This is a genomic window from Leptolyngbya cf. ectocarpi LEGE 11479 (assembly GCF_015207065.1).
GTDB classification, from domain to species: domain Bacteria; phylum Cyanobacteriota; class Cyanobacteriia; order Phormidesmidales; family Phormidesmidaceae; genus Leptothoe; species Leptothoe ectocarpi.
Genome location: NZ_JADEXP010000025.1, coordinates 16,515 through 33,892, shown reverse-complemented (window position 1 = coordinate 33,892; position 17,378 = coordinate 16,515). Strand labels below are relative to the sequence as shown.

The window sequence follows — 17,378 nt, the reverse complement described above, 5'->3', positions numbered from 1 at the left end:
GGTAGGGTATACCCAGCAATTTGTGTCGTCGAGTTCTCAATTGGGCAACCCTCGATTTGCGGGTACAAATCTGGTCGTCGATCAAGCCATCACCGAGCTGTCTGAGGCAGCCATTACGACGGTTTCGCTGGATGGTGGAGTGCAAATTTTTGATTGCTGTGGATCGGGTGCCCTGTGGGGGCGCGGTGGTCTCTACTACCTGGGTGGCCAGGTCGAGGATGATAGCTTGGGGGTGAGGGCATCTCTAGACTATCGACCCCGTGAGGATCTGCGCTTTGGTCTAGGGGCACAGCATGATGAGGTGTTTGGCACTAACGTTATTCTCTCAGCAAATTTTTTCTTTGGCCCAGGAGCCTCTGCCCGGCGGCCTGATGCTGAATCGGCGGGCCAGCTAGCCCGTCTGTGGTCAAGGGCGGGTGAGCCGCTTGCTCGAACCAATACCATCCTAGTAGAAGAGCAGATTGATAATAGTCTGGAGACGTTGATCGCGATCAACCCAGCGACGGGGCAAGATTTCATCTTTCGTCATGTGGACCCTGCTAGCGGTGCGGCGGGTGCCGGGGGTACCTTTGAAGCACCCCGCGATACGATTGCCAATACGGTGGGGATTGCCAATGCGGACGATATTATTTACGTGCAGGCGGGCGATGCAGGGGGCAGTTTTACTATCCCGGACGGGGTGCAGGTGCTCTCGGTGGGGCCTGAGCAGGTGGTGGAGACTCAGTTTGGTGCGATCGCACTGCCAGGGTCTGGCAGTGGCAATTTCCCGACGATCGGTGACACGGTAACGTTGGGGAATGATACGGTCATTTCTGGATTTGATATTACAGGGGTGACAGATTCTGCCATTGTGGGTCTGGATGGTCTGGCCGGAACCGTTGTGATTACTGACAACCTGATCACCAGCACCGCCGACAATGGCATTGATATTGGAGACCTGACTGAAGATTTGCAGTTCACCATCACCCGCAATCAAATCACCAATGCTGCCGATGATGGCATCGACATTGATAATATTGGCAGCGATGCCGTTGTTGATCTCACTATTAGCGATAACATTATTACGGATAATGGTAACAACGGTATTGATATCGACGAGCTTTACGGCACTGCCGATGTCAGTCTATCCATTCAGAATAACGACATTAGTGGCAATGACAGCTCTGGTATCTATGTTGATGAGATTTATGGTGATGCTGTTGTCGATGTCATGATTAGCGACAACAGTATTAATAATAATGATGGACGGGGGATTTATTTTGGTGACATCCGTGAGAATGCCGTTGTTGATATAGCCATCAATGATAACTTGATTGATGGCAACAACGATGACGGCATCTTCTTTGATGAGATCTATAACGATGCAATGGTTAATGTCAATATTGCTGGCAACTCCATTGATAACAATGCTTCCAACGGTATCTACTTCAATGATTTTAGTGATGATGCCGTCGTTGATATTACCATTAGCGATAACACTATCGACAATAACAATGACGATGGCGTTCGTTTTCAGAGCATTGAAGATAATGCCGAAGTTGATATCATTATCTCTGCAAATAGCATTAGCAATAATGATGATAATGGTATCTACTTTGACGATTTCGATGACGATGCTATTGTCAATTTAGCTATCAGCGACAACACAATCAACAATAATGGCGACTACGGAGTTGTTATTGAAGAAGGCATTTATACTGACACTACGATTAGCTTAACTGGCAACACCATTAGCGGCAACGGCAATTCTGCCTTTTACATTGAAGAAATTGGCGAATATGCGATTGTAGATATTGTTATCAGTGACAACGTCATTCAAGATAACGATGACGCGGGCGTTGCGCTTGGCCGGATCAATGACTATGCGGAAGTTGACGTTACGATTACGGGCAACACTATTACAGGCAATAACGGCCACGGCATTTATCTTGAGGAGATTGAAGATAATACTGTAGTTGATGTCACTATTAGCGACAACACAATTTCAGATAATGCAGACTTTGGAATTTACGTCGAAATTTACGACTATGCAGCTGTCACTGCTAACGTCTCTAACAATATTGTCGAAAATAACGGATCAGGTGGCATCTCTTTTGAAATTTATGATGATGCTGTAGTGTCACTCACTTTAGATAGCAACGACATCAATGACAATCTTGGCCCAGGCGTATATATCTATTTAGGCGAGGATGCGGAGATTTGTTTGACGCTATCAGATAACGTGTCAAACAACCCAGGCAATACGGGCTTTGTGTTAAATAACGATACAGGCAATGCAGCCCAGTTTGAGATTGTTGACTTGGCTAACGTTACCACTAACAACACAGGCACCTTTGATCCGGCTGACCCCGCAGGCAGCGGTGATTTTACCAACGCCATTGTTTGCCCTTAAGGGTGCGTCGGTCATTGCTATCATCTGCATTGTGCTGTATTTTCTATGATCACTTTAAGCTCAAACTGCGGTTGATGTCATGGTTCAATCAACGTCCCCTGCCGCTGGCAACACTCTTAATTTAGGCATCTCTGCCTCCCGTCAGTTTCCGAGCTGGCTCAGGGATGAGGGTCTGAGCTTGGCATTCACCACCTACCAAAGTCAATTGCTGCTGCTGATCGGCATGAATCAGCAAAATAAGCTGTCGGCCAGTATGCGACTGTTTGGGCGAGCTATGGGGCTGTATGCCACCCCGGATGCTGAGCGGCTTTACTTGAGTACTAAGTTTCAACTGTGGCAGCTCAACAATGTATTGAAGCCGGGGCAACAGTATCGTGACTGCGATAAGTGCTACGTTCCTCGGGTGGGCTACACCACAGGCGATCTTGATATTCATGATGTCACCCTGGATGAGACGGGGCGCATTTTGATGGTGTGTACCCTGTTAAACAGCTTAGCGACGGTCAGTCAAAAACATAGCTGTACCCCGCTCTGGCAACCTCCATTTATTTCTAAGTTGGTCAATGAAGATCGTTGTCATTTAAATGGGTTGGCGATGGTGGCAGGCCGCCCTGGCTATGTGACGGTGGTTAGCCCCGTTGATCTGGTCGATAGCTGGCGAGACAAGCGCCGTACCAGTGGCTGTGTCATCGATCTGGCTACCAACGAGATTGTGGCCACAGGTTTATCGATGCCCCATTCGCCTCGGTTTTATCAAGGCAAGCTGTGGTTGCTAAATTCGGGTACGGGCGAGTTTGGCTACATTGACCTGGCAACTGGGCAGTTTGAACCGGTGACGTTTTGCCCTGGCTATTTGCGCGGCTTAGCGTTTTGGCAGCACTTTGCCATTGTGGGGCTGTCTAAAGTGCGGGCTGGTGATGGAGCCTTCTCTGGGCTGATGCTGGATGAGCTGTTGCGGGAAAAAGAGGTAGAGTCACGCTGCGGTTTGATGATTATTGATCTAAATACGGGTGCGATCGCACATTGGCTCCGACTAGAAGGCCACATCTCGGAACTCTATGATGTGCAAGTGTTGCCTGGGGTAAAACGCCCCATGTCCTTAGGGTTTCAGAGCGATGAAATCAGTCGGTTGCTCACCTTCGATACCATGTCGAACACCCTGTAACCCTAGCTATGGTTGATGCACAGAGCGCAAACGTATGTCTGCACCTTTTTTCGAAAGTTGTTAGCCTGTAACTATACGTTTCTATAGTGACCTGCCATCATGTTTTTTCCCTTTTGTAATTCCTCCAAGTCAGGTAGTTGCAGCAACGATTATGAAACCTTCTATGCCAACTGCCAAAAGATGAGACTGCACTGGCTAAAAACCACCCGCGATCGCATGCAGGTACATCTAGCCGCCATCAATGCGGCCATCGGCGAACTAGAAGGCCAAATCCCAGCTGATACCGACACCTCTAGCGAGTCTGCGGCTTAATCAGCCCTTCATAGCAGGTTTCTTGAGCCAGTAAAAAATCGGGCGTTGCTGATCCCCGGGATGATTTCAACTGAAGAGTGCTGATAAATTGCATCATTACCAGATCGGTCCATCTCCTAAATCAGCAACGCAAAAAACTGAGCAAACTCAATCAAGCAGAGGGGAAGAACCCAACAAAACCTACCCCGATTGCAGCTCAGGTTAAGTAAATGTAAATTTATGTTTCATTTTGTTAACAAAATAAGTTATACTGTGTGAGTAAGCGTAATTCATCTGATTACGTCTACCCATTTATTGCTGTTGTTAGTAAGGTTACGTTAATGAGAGCGCACTTAAAGCCCATTTGTTAGGGGCTAATAAATGCATTGCGACAACCGTAGTAGGTTCGACAAAGTATAGAGATTTTGCGATTGCTGATTTAAGGTATGGGCCGATCTGTAGTTGCTGCTATTTAGCAGTTTCTCACTGCTAGCGTCATCCCAAGGATCAGTAAAGCCAAGATTTTACTCTGTAGATTCGTTGAGCGAATTTGTTTTAAATAGAACTGGTTGCAAAGATTTTAGACTGTCTATGTAACAAAGTCACCATGCCTCATGGATAGCTTTGTTAGCAATGCCTGTTCTGAAATCTCTCTCTGACTAATAGCTAAGCAGACCTAAATTCAAAGGGTCTGCCCGTTCAGCCTGCTATTCAGCATTCTGTTTTTTGCACTGGAGACATCGCTACAACATGGCATATACCATTAATTCTGCTCGCAACATTTTTCCCAACACGCTAGCCGCTGATGCCGTTCCAGCGACTATTGCCAGATTTAATCAGCTCAGTGCTGAAGACCAGTTGGCCCTCATCTGGTTTGCCTATCTTGAAATGGGCTCTACGATTACGGTTGCCGCCCTGGGAGCTGCCAATATGCAGTTTGCCGAAATCACGATGAATAAAATTAAGCAGATGACGCCTGCAGAACAGACTCAAGTCATGTGTGATTTGGCTAACCGGTCTGATACTGAGATTTCCCGTACCTATGCGACGTGGACGCCAAATATTAAGTTGGGTTTTTGGTACCAGCTTGGAGAATGGATGGAGCAAGGCTATGTGGCTCCTATTCCAAAAGGCTATAAGCTTTCAGCTAATGCTGCTGCCGTTTTACAGTCAATCAGAGAGTTGGAGTCAGGTCAACAGATCACGGTCCTTCGTAATTCTGTTGTAGATATGGGCTTTGATACGGGAGATTTTGGCAGCAACCGTGTCTCACAACCCGTAGTGCCCCCCAAATCGATGGACCAGCGCACTCAAGTTTCCATTGAGGGCATTACCAATGAGACAGTTCTGAGCTACATGAACAATCTGAATGCAAATGACTTCGATGCGCTCATTGAACTGTTTACCCCTGACGGTGCCCTACAGCCTCCTTTTCGGAAGCCCATCGTAGGTAAAGAAGCCGTACTCCGATTTTTTAGAGAAGAGTGTCAGAATCTTAATCTCATCCCTGAGCGCGGGGTTTCCGAAGATGCAGTCGATGGCTACACTCAGATCAAGGTTACCGGCACCTGCCAGACACCCTGGTTTGGAGCAGGTATTGGCATGAACATTGCCTGGCGATTTTTACTGAGCCCTGACAACAAGATATTTTTCGTCGCTATCGACCTGTTAGCGTCACCCAAAGAATTGTTGAATCTGGTTCGTTAATTAAGACGATAGATTTTCAAACATTGTGAGTTATCCCCTTGGGGTGTCCATTCTAGGAATGATCTCAAGGGGATGTTTGTCGTCTGTTCAATGCTCATGGCAGCTGTTTTCGCAAAATTGCGTCTGCAGAGGTCGCCATGGCAACCGGTACGACAAAAATTAGGGCGTGATTAAATCCTCATTCCTTAGTGGTTTTAGAGTTTACGACTACCCTCAACAGTGCTTTTCGTTATGATGATGTACGGGCATATAAATTTCAAATCAAGGACATAGATATTAAGCAAGATGATGCAGCAGGCAGAAATTCATTGGAGTGACAACGAGAAAAAGGTTGCTGAGATAGCACTCAAAAAAGCTTACGATCAAGAGGTTAAGGCTCTGATTGAAGGTGTTCGAGAGAAAGCTAATTTAATCTCACTAACTGAAGATGTCTGGCAACTGCATGACTTCTTAAGTGCCAAGAGACACGAAATCGATGGCAAGTATGATGACAGGGAACCCTTTCTGATGTACACCTTATCCAGGCTGGTTAAGGACGGGTTATTAGCCCTTTCTGATCTCGCGGAGTTAGAAGCAGACAAACAGGCTAAAATCAGTCTGCTCACCCGCATGTAGGTATCTGAGGATTGTTGCCAGTGAGCCAAGCGAATACGCCTGGATTATGTTTTAGGCAATCTCCAAAGCGACTCGCCCTCTCTGAATGTAGAGGGCTTTTGATTGCTCTGGTCATTATGGCAGCATGGCTTTGCCATTTGGAATTGCTTTTATCCATTGACCTCTCTACAGCTGTTCATCCAGCTGTAATTTTGGGGGCTATTTTACTTCAGACGTTTCTGAACACGGGCTTATTTATTACCGCCCATGACGCCATCCATGGGTTGGTCTACCCCGCGAATCGATCGGTTAATGCTGCAATCGGGGCTCTCTGTGCGTTTTCGTATGCTTCTCTACCATACAAAACGCTGGTTACAAAGCATTGGTTACATCATCGCTATCCCATGAGTGCAAAAGATCCTGACTTTTGTGGTCTGAAACAGGCGAGCTTTTTGACCTGGTACTTGCATTTTATGAGGCAATACTGGGGGTGGAAACAGTTTATTCAGTTAGCGAGTGCTGTTGGTATTGTCAGTTTTATATTCCAACTGTCGCCAGTCAATCTGGTCTTATTTTGGGCTATCCCACTTTTATTAAGTTCACTGCAATTATTTTATTTCGGGACATACTGGCCCCATCAAAATATTACAACTGACTATCATCAGTGCGCCAGAAGCTTTCCTCTCCCATGGTTTCTGTCATTGCTAGCCTGCTATCACTTTGGCTACCATCAGGAACATCATGAGCACCCTGATATTCCCTGGTGGGGATTGCCTGCTTTGCATGAGGCGCAGCATTAACATCTCCCTAGAATTGTCGAACCTCGGCGCGATCGCACCCATCCTAAGAAAGTCTCAGACGAGTGCGATCGCACACAGCCCTAGTCGACTTGTACCTTATTCGTCAAAATTGCCATCACTTCATTGGGTCGTCCGGTCGGTAGTGGACGGCTCCAGTCGTTGGCTTCGGCGTAGTTGAGTTTGTGCAGCTGTTTGATCGTGGTCTGGACATAGCCGAGGGTGCCAAGCACGATATGGCGACCGTGTTCGAAATTGTAGTCTGGCAGCAGGTCAGGCTGATGGGTGAACGCGTCTGCGCCCTGGGTTGGATCTTGAAACATGGTTCTGGTTTCTCTGTTTTGTATGTAATGGGACAGGTGCCCCACGGACTAGGCCATGGGGCAGGAAACCAGAACTAAAAAAGCCCTAGCAAACCCACAAAATGTAGTGCAAATCGTGGGTGCTAGGGCATAATCGTCCTAGCCCTCAGACTGCCAGTTCAGTTTGGGGGTAAGTCGTCGGTTAGGTGGGTCCAATCACCTGCCGACGACGCCGGGCTATTTAGTTCTGTTGTCTGGCAGCGGCTGAGCCGCAACCATTGCATAAGGGTAGAGACTTTTTGCTCAGAAAGCAAGATCTGACTGTAGCAATTGGATACATCAATTTTTCTTGTTATGTCTTGTACGTACTAGCTCGGGATATGAAGTTGGGGTACTCCTCGATCTTAAGCAATCAATTCTTGCTTTAGTGCATAGACATCAATCTGCTCCGGATTAACGTTTCGGGCAAATATCACCTGTATTGGCCGGAAGTAGCTAGAAAATATTTGTGCCTCTTTCTCGTCAAGGTGTGTGGATATTTCCTCTCCTAGCCATTGCAGGCTTTTTTGAACCAACCTCCAGTCCACCTGTGAGCAAGGAAAGACAATCAAACATAGGGGCAGTAGCTCGTGCTTGATTACGGACACATCATCTTCTAACAGTGCTAGCCAGATATAAGTTTGAAACATGTTTAAATCTCGCAGGCTAGAAGCTTCAACACCGCTTGATTGAATGCGTCCCCGACGACTGACATGGTTTGGATAGGCTTGCTGCATTTTCTTATAGACATTTGCTGCAATGAGTTCAGTCCTGGGAAGTACTTTAGTGATGATCGTTGTTACTGTTTTAGCTTGAGGTGAATAATGGTTGGTGGCGGCACACACCCGTGGCCAGGGCATACAGATGAGTTCTTCTGTTAACTGTATGTAAGGCGTCAGCCAGAGGCGCTCGTAAGCATCTAGGCGACTTAAAATCTTCTGACGAGAGAGATGGAGCTGAGTGGTTAGATAACCAATGGCTCGCGGGTTTTTAGACTCTGTTAGAACAACACGCAGACCCTGGATCAGAGGCTCTAATCCATTCATCAGGTGATTAAATTTGGGTAGAATCTTGAGGCTAGCGGCCTGCTTACTTTTGTCTGTTTCAATAGTATGCAGGTAGTCTAATATGGGTAAAAATATAAAATTGTCTACATAAGCATTCATCAGGTACTGGTAGATGGCAACTACCTGACTAGCTGTCTTCTCAGCCTCAGAAACATCTGCTGGCACCTCAGTCTCTACTATCATTTCTTGGGCTTCTAAGACAGCAGCATCACAGTCTACCTGCAGCTTTTCTAAGACTTTTACCTGGGTGCTTTTTCGAGCGTCTACTGATTTAATCGTATTAATACGTGATTCTAAATGACCGCGTAGGGGCTTGGGGAGGAGCGCAAGATTTGGCAAATAGCGTACGAGCCAAATTCTTAGTAAATGAATATTTGAATTGTTTAAATAATTTTTAGTGTAATGAATCATTCTATCTGCATGGCTTGATTGTTGATATCAACAAAAAATGCAAAGCTAACAGCATGTTCTAACCTGAAAACAATGTTAGAGAGCATGGTGTTAGCTTTGCATATGGATGTTAGCAATTTTGGCTGAAAATTAGCTTAACTCTTGACAAGTCTTAAGTAGACGAACTCAAGTTTTTGTAAGATAAAAATTAAGCTTTTAACTTCTTTGTGTTTGCTCCCAGCCCCCCAGTAATGAGGGCTTTGAGTCTAGTTCCCCTAATATGGGGGGCCGGAAAGCTTCGACATGAGTTCAGCCAGACGGGGCCTCAATGTCTAATAGTTAATTGGGATGACCTACTTACTATATAGCCATAGGAAAATAGTTTTTTATAGAAGCTAACTACAGCAGTCTGTAGCTAAATTGGCCAGGTTCTATATTTGTAGGTCCTTTTCGATAGACCGTAGTTTAATCCGGGCAAGACCTAAATTTGCCTTGGCTCTATCCATAACAAGATAGAAGAAGACACCTGGAGTGGTTTCGGCAATTCGAATTAGGTGGTACTGATCTTTTAGGGTAATGAGAATATCCTCAATCTCAGCAGAGAGCGCCAGGCCTTCCCGTGCCCTATTTTTTGCTTTGATAACTTCTGAATTTAGTGCGATCGCAGTTTCCAACTTTGATTCTGGGAAGACATTACTAGTTGAAGCCTGACCAAGCGAAAATCCCGTATTCCAATCACCCAAAGCAACACCAATCGTTCCATCAATGTCCAATGCAGCTTGGAGAGATTGTCTAATATCAGTCATAATAATCTGAAGGTACGTGATACCTGCTTATTTTATGCAGCTTTTGTTAGGATATTTAAGAAGCTTTTGCCCTAATTACTTTGAGTAAAATAAAGATATTAATAGACATTGGGCTCTATCCTGATAGCCATTTATCCCCACTCAACAAGATGGGCATGCCAGGGCAACCAATACGGCTGATGGTCCTCGGTAAATAGGGATCCGATTAATTTGAGCATTGGGCTCAGTGTCAGTGCGTTAGGGTGTAATCTAATGGCCGATTTCCCTATGCGTTCTACAGATAGTCCAATGGTTCAGCCCACTTCCATTGCATCCCCTGTACAAACATCAGCAACTCCGCTTGAAGCGGTGCGCCACGCCCCAATTAACCCGAACCATTGGTATGTGGTTGCCCAAAGCAGCGAACTAGGCCATCAACCCTTGGCGGTAGTGCTGTGGCAGCAGCAAATTGTGCTATATCGCGACAGCCACTCTGCTGTCCATGCCCTTGAAAATCGCTGTCCCCATCGGCAGGTGCGTCTCAGCCATGGTCAAGTCCAGGGGGATCAGCTGGAATGCATCTACCACGGCTGGCAGTTTAACGGGGCCGGGGCCTGTGTCGATGTCCCCTACCTCAGCAAAAAACAGAAATTACCTAACTGTCGTCTGCGTACCTATCCGGTGCGAGAACAGGATGGCTTTATCTGGCTGTTTCCAGGCGACCCGAATCAGGCGGACAGCGTCCCCTTACTAGGGTTACCGGAATGGGATCATCTTAACTATATTGCCTCCTACACGGTGATCGATACCCAGGCCCACTTCTCATTTTTAATCGAAAATCTGATGGACATGTACCACGGACGCCTGCACGATGACCTGCAGGCTTGGGCGAATCCAGTGCTGCGCCACCTTGACACGACATCCGCTCGGGTAGATGCCCACTATGATGCCGAGAGCTATTACAAAATTGACAAGATTTACTCAGTGGGGCAGCTGTTTATTCCCGCCATGCGTCAGCTGCGACCGACCAACCTGGATGTTAGCTATGTCTATCCCCATTGGCAGTCCGTGCTGGGGCGTGATTTTAAGATTTACTGTTTATTTTGCCCTGTCAGTGCCACTCGCACCAGGGCCTATCTCGTGCATTTTGTATCCTTAGGGGCGTTTCATCGATTACACAAGTTGCCTGTCCGGTTCCGTCGCTTTATTAAGAACCGTTTATTTAATGCGGCGCGGGGATTGCTAGCGGGCTTAGTAGACCAGGATGTAATCATGATGGAAGATGAGCAACGGGCTTTTGAAGCGATGCCCCAGCGTAAAGGTCCAGAATTTAACCAGACAATTAGTAAGGTGCAGCAGCTAATCCATCAGCAGTCGATCGGCTAATAATGTGATGTGCGATTTTTCTAGCTCCCCCTTTTCAAGGCTACGGTGCATATACATCTAGGGGATTGGAATGGAAAGTGGCTCTAACTCCTGCATTACCCCTCATCCTAAATCCTTCTCCCTGGGGGAGAAGGACGTTGAGTCTAGCTCCCCCAGGGAGAAGGGGTTGGGGGATGAGGGCTCGAAGCTTTGAGCTTACTCTCCGACTTGTGTATACACGGCAGTCCTTTTCAAGGGGGATGACCACCCTAAAGTTGTACATGCCGTTAATAACTATCGCGGTGCTGATCCATACTGAGGATCAGTAACGCCACAAATGTTCTTGTAATCGGTCACCCCGAGGGCGATCTAGGTGGGCTAATAGCTCTTACTATAGTCATGAGATCTTGACAATGTGGCCCAGGCCGCATTGGGTGGGGGTGGGTGAATTGATCCGCCCTAGCTATATGGGGACAGTTGCTAGATGAAAGAGGAGTCTGAATTAGTGACCTATTGTTTAGGAATATCAGTCAAAGAAGGTTTGGTGCTGGCAGCTGATTCTCGCACCAATGCAGGGGTGGATTATATTTCGTCCTATCAGAAGCTGTTTGACTTTTCGATTCCTGGGGAGCGGGTGATTGTGGCCTGTGTCTCGGGCAATCTTTCGGTGACTCAGGCGGTGGTACAACAGCTGGGTCAGGATATTAAAACGGGGGCTAAGGATTCGCTGCATACGATGCCGACTATGTACGAGATTGCTCGCTATATCGGCTATGAAATTCGTAAGATTCACGACGAAGATCGTAACTGGTTGGATCAAGATGGGATTGAGTTTCAGTGCAATTTTTTGGTGGGGGGACAGCTGCCAGGGGAGTCCCCGGAGGTTTACCTAATTTATAGTCAGGGCAACTGTATTCGGGCGACGCCGGAAACGCCGTTTTTACAAATCGGGGAGACCAAATATGGCAAGCCGATTTTGGATCGTACCCTGACCCATGAGTCGTCGTTGGATGCGATCGCAAAATGCGCCCTACTCTCCATCGACTCCACCATGCGCTCCAATATTTCCGTCGGTCCCCCCATCAACATGGTTCTATACGAAGCCGATAGCTTTGAAATTCGCCATCGGGTACAGCTACAGTCCAGCGATCCCTATCTAGCCAAGATTCGTAAGTACTGGGAAGGTGCTTTGCGGGAAGCCACCAACAATATGCCCACCCCCGAATGGAATCGGGTGTCCATTGATGCTGAGCCCGACTTTTCCCTAGAGTAGGTGGGGAAAAGTCAGGATCCTACCTACGGGCAGCTATCGATATCTGCAGCTGTGTCAAAGCTCGCCGGTAGCGGCAGAAGGGTCACGGTGCCAGCATTGGCTCCATCCACTGCGTCCCGATTGACCACGGTAAAAGTGCTGAGGGGCGCTTCAGTGAGCTGATAGCCATTGTCGCTATCATTGTTGTTGAGGGCTAGACACAAATCAGTGGAACTATCACTATTGGCATCAAATGATTGAGCGCTAACGCCGGTGGAGCCGTTGCCGGTCAATGTGTTTCCTTCTACTGATATAACCAAACTGCTATCATCACCAACGCTGCGCAGAACAATGCCCTGGCCATTTTGATTATTGGTAATGGTGTTACCGCTGATGGTAGCGTTGCTTACCTGGGCGCTACTAGCCCCGATGGTGGTGCCAATACCAGGAATTGCGATTGGAATAACTGGAATAGGAAAATTCTGAAAGAGTCCCAAACTGATATCTAGGCCGTCGTCAACGTTGCCGTTGAGGGTATTGTTTGCGATCGCAAGCTGAGTAATCTCCCCATTCTCTTCAACTGCAATCTTGATCCCATCTCCCCTGAGGCTGGGCGTGTCAGCACCGTTATTCTCAATCATATTATTGGTGATGTTGAGCGTAGCTGTAGCATCACCACCCAAAAAGACGCTAACCCCGTCACCTTGATTATTGCTGATAGTGTTGTTAGCAAGGGTGAGGGCCATATTCCCAGTATTGTTGGCAATAAAAATACCCTGGCCATTAAACAGCTGAGACCCCGTAGTTCCAGTTACCGTGTTGTTACTAATGTTAAACTCACCGCTGACATTACCCGCCAGGATAGCCGCTGGAGACCCTAGGGTGCCTATGTCCGTATTGATATTAGTCACCTGGTTGTTTCGAATGGTGATCCCGTCAGCCGTCAGGATGCCAATTGCGCCACCAGAGCTGTTACTAACCGTGTTGTTTTCAACAATGCCGCCGGTCGTATCCACATACCCAATGCCTAGCCCCAAACTGTTGGTAATCTGATTATTTTGTACCAATACATCTGCTGAGGTTGCAATGCCGATACCAGCACCGTTAGCATCTAGCTGATTATTTCGTACAATTGTCCCCGTCGAGGCATCCCTAACAGCAATGGCAGCCAGAGTATGATCACGACTAATGTTGTTTTCAATAATCGCATTGGGCGCATTGGATGCAATGATGCCACTTTGGTTAGAACCAAAGACCTCAAACCCCGAAATTCGGCTGCCAGCGCCTGTTAGCGTAATGCCACTATCAATGCCGGTAGCATCAACTAAGGGTAAAATACCCGTGCCCGATCCGGGGAGAGCAATATCTCCAACTTGAGTCGTGATACTCTCTGCCAGCGCTGTTGATAGGATTGTTACTCCTGTCGGTACGGTAAACGGTGCCAGCGGATTGGTCCGACTGTCCCCCGTCGCCACATAGACCACATCTCCCGCCTGGGCATTAACCAGAGTGACATTAGCGTAAGGATTTTCAATACTGCCGTCTCCTGCTGTAGCTGTAGCATCCGGAGTCACATGCTGAAAGCTATAGGCTTGCCCAGTTACTGGGTTAATGGCAACTTCGATGCCACCCACCATTACTACTTCGCTTTCTTTAACAACAATTGAGCTATTACGAGTAACGCTTTCAGCCGCCCTTGCCCAAAGAACTGATTCACTAACTGATTCACCACCCAACTCACCATTAGAGCCACTGCCAGAACTTCCACCCCAGCTAAATCCCAACGAAAAGAAACCGCGAGTCCCAAAGTTATCGTCGCTTTGTACCCCCAGACCCACACGCATCCAGTCTTGGACTCGATGGTCTACCCGCAGCCGCCCGCCGATGGCATCGCCATGGTAGTAGACACCGCCATAGCCCCAGAGCTGGCCCCAGTCGGCCCAGTCAGCCAGCTGTATACCCGCATCTAAATCAACGCCACCCCAGGCACTTTCTAAAAATTCTGAACCACCCGTCGTGATAAATACCAGCTGATTGCCCTGAAACTGAGTGCCGCTCACGCTACCGCTACTGCTGCTGCTGCTACCCGCCGATTGCTGGGTATCTCCGACAGGGAGGTAGCCGTTGAGATGCACATCCCACTTATCGCCAAATGCTTCCACCCCCAGACCCAGCTGATTAAAGGTGTTGCGTCCCGTATCGCGGACATCATAGGACAGGTGACCGCCCAGCACCAGACCATTTTTCAAAAACCGCTGGCCCAGGGTCACCGTCCCACCCAGATCGCCAGTGCTATTGAGACGAACGGCAGTGTCTAGAAAGGTAAGGCTATTCCCCGGTGTCTGCCAGAGGGGAATAAAGCCCGTGACTCGACCAAAGCTACGTTCGTCATCGCCGTTACGGGGGGTGTTGAAGTCCACACCCAGACGTGGGGAAATCGTATCGGCTGATGTGTTAGAAATTTCCTCGCTCTTTATTGCCTGGGCATTAACAACGGCAGGGCATAGTAGTAAGGCGAAAAGACTATATAGGGATACTTTCTGAAGCTGATTCCAAGCCATAGCAGGACACACTTATAAGATTTATTCCAGAATCTAAACTACTACTGGCTCAAGTTAGAACAATTGCTTTTGAATTATCTCAAGCTTCATAGTGATGGTGAATTACAGATAGTTTTGACCAAGATAGCTTGTTTATAACGGGTAACAGGGCTTACTCAGAACACACAGCCAACTGAATAGTGGCCTCTAGAGTACTCTGGCTAATCTGCCCCCTCTGGAGCTTGCCAATGACTGTTGCCGCCTGAGCCGGATCCGCTGCGGCAGCTAGGGCAATATGATCATCGGCAACGGCTAATCCCAGGGTGGGATCAAATCCCCGCCAGCCGCCGCCCGGTATATACACCTCGGGCCAGGCATGTAAGTCATGATTCGTCTGCTCAGTATCGCCTCGCTGATAGCCGCTGACAAACCGAGCGGCTAATCCAACAGCGCGACAGGCGGCCATAAACAACACTGTAAAATCGCGACAGGTGCCTTGTTGTCCCGATAGCACCACTCCCGCAGGCCACGGTGCCCCATGATCGCGGGTTTCATAGGTGCAGGTTTTATAGATTGTCTGGGTGAGACCGGTTAAAAATAACCCTACGTTGCCATCAGCCTGGTGGAGCTGTTGCTGTGCCCAGTCAATCACCAGAGGGTTCTCAGCATAGGGTGACACCAGGTAAGGCGCTACCAGCCGCTGTACTGATTGGGGATAGTCCAGGGGAGCAGTAATGGCCCAGTCGTCAGTCAGATAGTCGAAGGGATTGGAGCGCAGGGTTTCCACATCGCATTGGGTAGCAATGGTCAAGGTGGTAACCTCGGCATCAGGGAACCACACTTGACAGCATACATTCCCCTCTAAGTCTAGCCATTGGGTGGTTTTGCGGGGAGTGGGGGCAATCTCGCAGGTGAAATAGTGTAGCCGCTGACTACCATCTACCCGAGGTTGCAGACGTAATATATGGGTGCCTAGCTGAACGGGCTGAGCATATTGATATCGAGTGTTGTGGATAATCCGATAGCGCACCATGGGGTATGGGGGATAATGTTAATCTGTTGGGGCAGATAGTGGCCTTACTCATTGTAGAGAGCTTCTATCGCAATAGTTCGAACAGAAGTTTATTCCTTTTACTAAAATATCTGTGGTCAGACTGTTTTTTTAGTCTGACCATGGGATAATTCAGGGCTGGAACGTTGTTTTCAATTGTCGTGTTTGAGCTGGTAAAAGTCTCGAATTTTATCAATCAGCTTATGTTCGTCTTTTAATTTACTGGGCACTTTAACCATATCGAATAGATAACAAGAATAAAGATTTACGGGGTCGTTTTGTTGGTTTGCCACAGATGTCAGCTGACTGACTATTGGGAAAACGTCTGCATGGTCTTCTGAGTTCTTTAGGGGAGAGTTTTAATGCTTCAGTTTAAGGCCGAACAACTGGGCAGTTCTATTTTAGACTTACAGCATCATAATTTTTGCGGTGTTGCCTATGTGGAGACCCTGTCGAATGCTCCAATTCCGAAGCATTCGAAGGTTTTAGTTTTTCATAATGGTGAACTGACCTATGGTGGAGTCTCTCTGCCCAATCCCCATGAGCTATCACAAAAACTGGGACAGCATTTTAAGCTACAGGTGATGGATGCTGCCTTGCAGTTAGCCAGCAAAAAGATTACAAATCCGGCATCTATTCGCCAATATTTGGATCTTTATGTGCGGCTAGATTTATTTAGTTGGCACGATGTTGAAACTTTTATTCGTAATCAAATTATTTTAACGTTAGAGCAAATTTTGCCCTATGATGGCACGATCAAATTAAATGCGTCGATTTCTGTAGATCTGGCCTATGGAGAAGATGGTCATGGTTTTAGCTGGGAGCAGCTTAAGCAAGATCTGGTTCAGCGTCAGCGTATCTGGGCGTCTTTGTCACCGGCTATTCCTTCAATAAATTCAATTCCCTGCTGTATTGAGGCCACCCAGCAGACCATCACCGAGCTGTGGGTGCAGCAACATATTCAACGGTGGGTGGATGGTCAGCGTAGCCTATGTGACATTGCCAATCAGCTGGGTAGAGATCCCCTGGAGCTAGCTCATAACTATGCCCACTTTGTCCAAATGGGCTGGCTCACATTTAAACATGAACGGTATATAGCGCATATTTCAACAGGTGCGATCGCACCCACCTCAGCTACTCGGGCTGTCTCTTCTCCAGCTTCCCGCTCCAATTTACCCACCATTCTCAGCGTTGATGATAGCCCTGTGGTCCAAACGATGATCAAGCGGGCCATTGGAGAGGACTACCATCTGCTGCTGGCCAACAACGCCATGGATGCCCTCAATCTCCTCAATCGAGAGACCATTGAGCTGCTGCTGTTGGATGTAACCATGCCAGACATTGATGGCCTTGAGCTTTGCCGTACCATTCGCAATATTAATAAATTTCGCGATCTTCCCGTTATTATGCTGACCGCTAAAGATGGCATGTTTAACAAGATCAAAGGGCAAATGGCTGGTTCAACCCACTATTTAACTAAACCCATTGATCGCCAAAAACTGATGGGCGTACTCAACAAATATGTTCCTAATATCGTTATGTCCTAAGGGTTAGCTTTATCTCTTGGATTGTACAGACGTTCCATGGAACGTCTGTACAATAATTTTTAGCTCTTGTAAAAACCTTATCCCTAAATTTCCT

Annotated in this window: 14 protein-coding genes; 9 read left to right on the top strand and 5 right to left on the bottom strand. The window is 47.5% G+C overall.

The genetic code is table 11. The features are described from left to right. The 6 genes from IQ260_RS05060 to IQ260_RS05035 form a co-directional block, all read left to right on the top strand. Positions 1–2,392 (top strand): right-handed parallel beta-helix repeat-containing protein (locus tag IQ260_RS05060; RefSeq protein WP_228015570.1); only part of this gene is annotated, 2,392 nt, incomplete at its 5' end. 79 nt (positions 2,393–2,471) lie between these two features. Then, positions 2,472–3,557 (top strand): TIGR03032 family protein, encoded by a 1,086-nt coding sequence (locus IQ260_RS05055; RefSeq protein ID WP_193991445.1) that lies wholly within the window; start codon positions 2,472–2,474, stop codon positions 3,555–3,557. 99 nt (positions 3,558–3,656) lie between these two features. Beyond that, entirely contained in the window at positions 3,657–3,869 is a 213-nt protein-coding gene (locus tag IQ260_RS05050) for a hypothetical protein (protein WP_193991444.1), read from the top strand. Between the two features lie 729 nt (positions 3,870–4,598). Then, complete coding sequence (locus IQ260_RS05045) at positions 4,599–5,555, top strand: orange carotenoid-binding protein (protein ID WP_193991443.1); 957 nt, start codon at positions 4,599–4,601, stop codon at positions 5,553–5,555. 285 nt (positions 5,556–5,840) lie between these two features. Beyond that, entirely contained in the window at positions 5,841–6,170 is a 330-nt protein-coding gene (locus IQ260_RS05040) for a hypothetical protein (protein ID WP_193991441.1), read from the top strand. Positions 6,171–6,190: 20 nt separating this feature from the next. Then, on the top strand, positions 6,191–6,949 hold the full coding sequence (locus IQ260_RS05035) for a fatty acid desaturase (RefSeq protein ID WP_322744898.1): 759 nt from the start codon (positions 6,191–6,193) through the stop codon (positions 6,947–6,949). An 80-nt stretch (positions 6,950–7,029) separates the two neighbouring features. On the opposite strand, the gene IQ260_RS05030 is transcribed toward IQ260_RS05035, so the two are convergent. The 3 genes from IQ260_RS05030 to IQ260_RS05020 form a co-directional block, all read right to left on the bottom strand. Next, positions 7,030–7,269: a hypothetical protein gene (locus IQ260_RS05030; protein ID WP_193991439.1), complete on the bottom strand. Its 240-nt coding sequence runs from the start codon at positions 7,267–7,269 to the stop codon at positions 7,030–7,032. 383 nt (positions 7,270–7,652) lie between these two features. After that, entirely contained in the window at positions 7,653–8,693 is a 1,041-nt protein-coding gene (locus IQ260_RS05025) for a hypothetical protein (RefSeq protein WP_193991437.1), read from the bottom strand. A 482-nt stretch (positions 8,694–9,175) separates the two neighbouring features. Continuing rightward, on the bottom strand, positions 9,176–9,550 hold the full coding sequence (locus tag IQ260_RS05020; protein WP_193991435.1) for a hypothetical protein: 375 nt from the start codon (positions 9,548–9,550) through the stop codon (positions 9,176–9,178). 288 nt (positions 9,551–9,838) lie between these two features. On the opposite strand from IQ260_RS05020, the gene IQ260_RS05015 reads away from it, so the two are divergent. Together IQ260_RS05015 and IQ260_RS05010 are read left to right on the top strand one after the other, a co-directional pair. Next, positions 9,839–10,915: an aromatic ring-hydroxylating dioxygenase subunit alpha gene (locus IQ260_RS05015; protein ID WP_193991434.1), complete on the top strand. Its 1,077-nt coding sequence runs from the start codon at positions 9,839–9,841 to the stop codon at positions 10,913–10,915. Between the two features lie 463 nt (positions 10,916–11,378). Continuing rightward, positions 11,379–12,167 (top strand): proteasome-type protease, encoded by a 789-nt coding sequence (locus IQ260_RS05010; protein ID WP_228015568.1) that lies wholly within the window; start codon positions 11,379–11,381, stop codon positions 12,165–12,167. Between the two features lie 23 nt (positions 12,168–12,190). On the opposite strand, the gene IQ260_RS05005 is transcribed toward IQ260_RS05010, so the two are convergent. Together IQ260_RS05005 and IQ260_RS05000 are read right to left on the bottom strand one after the other, a co-directional pair. Then, complete coding sequence (locus IQ260_RS05005) at positions 12,191–14,707, bottom strand: right-handed parallel beta-helix repeat-containing protein (RefSeq protein WP_193991433.1); 2,517 nt, start codon at positions 14,705–14,707, stop codon at positions 12,191–12,193. A gap of 151 nt (positions 14,708–14,858) precedes the next feature. Further along, positions 14,859–15,719: a transglutaminase family protein gene (locus IQ260_RS05000; RefSeq protein WP_228015566.1), complete on the bottom strand. Its 861-nt coding sequence runs from the start codon at positions 15,717–15,719 to the stop codon at positions 14,859–14,861. Positions 15,720–16,099: 380 nt separating this feature from the next. Between IQ260_RS05000 and IQ260_RS04995 the strand changes: the two genes are divergently transcribed. After that, a complete protein-coding gene (locus IQ260_RS04995; RefSeq protein ID WP_193991432.1) occupies positions 16,100–17,284 on the top strand; it encodes a response regulator in 1,185 nt (394 codons plus the stop codon). Positions 17,285–17,378 lie beyond the last annotated feature (94 nt).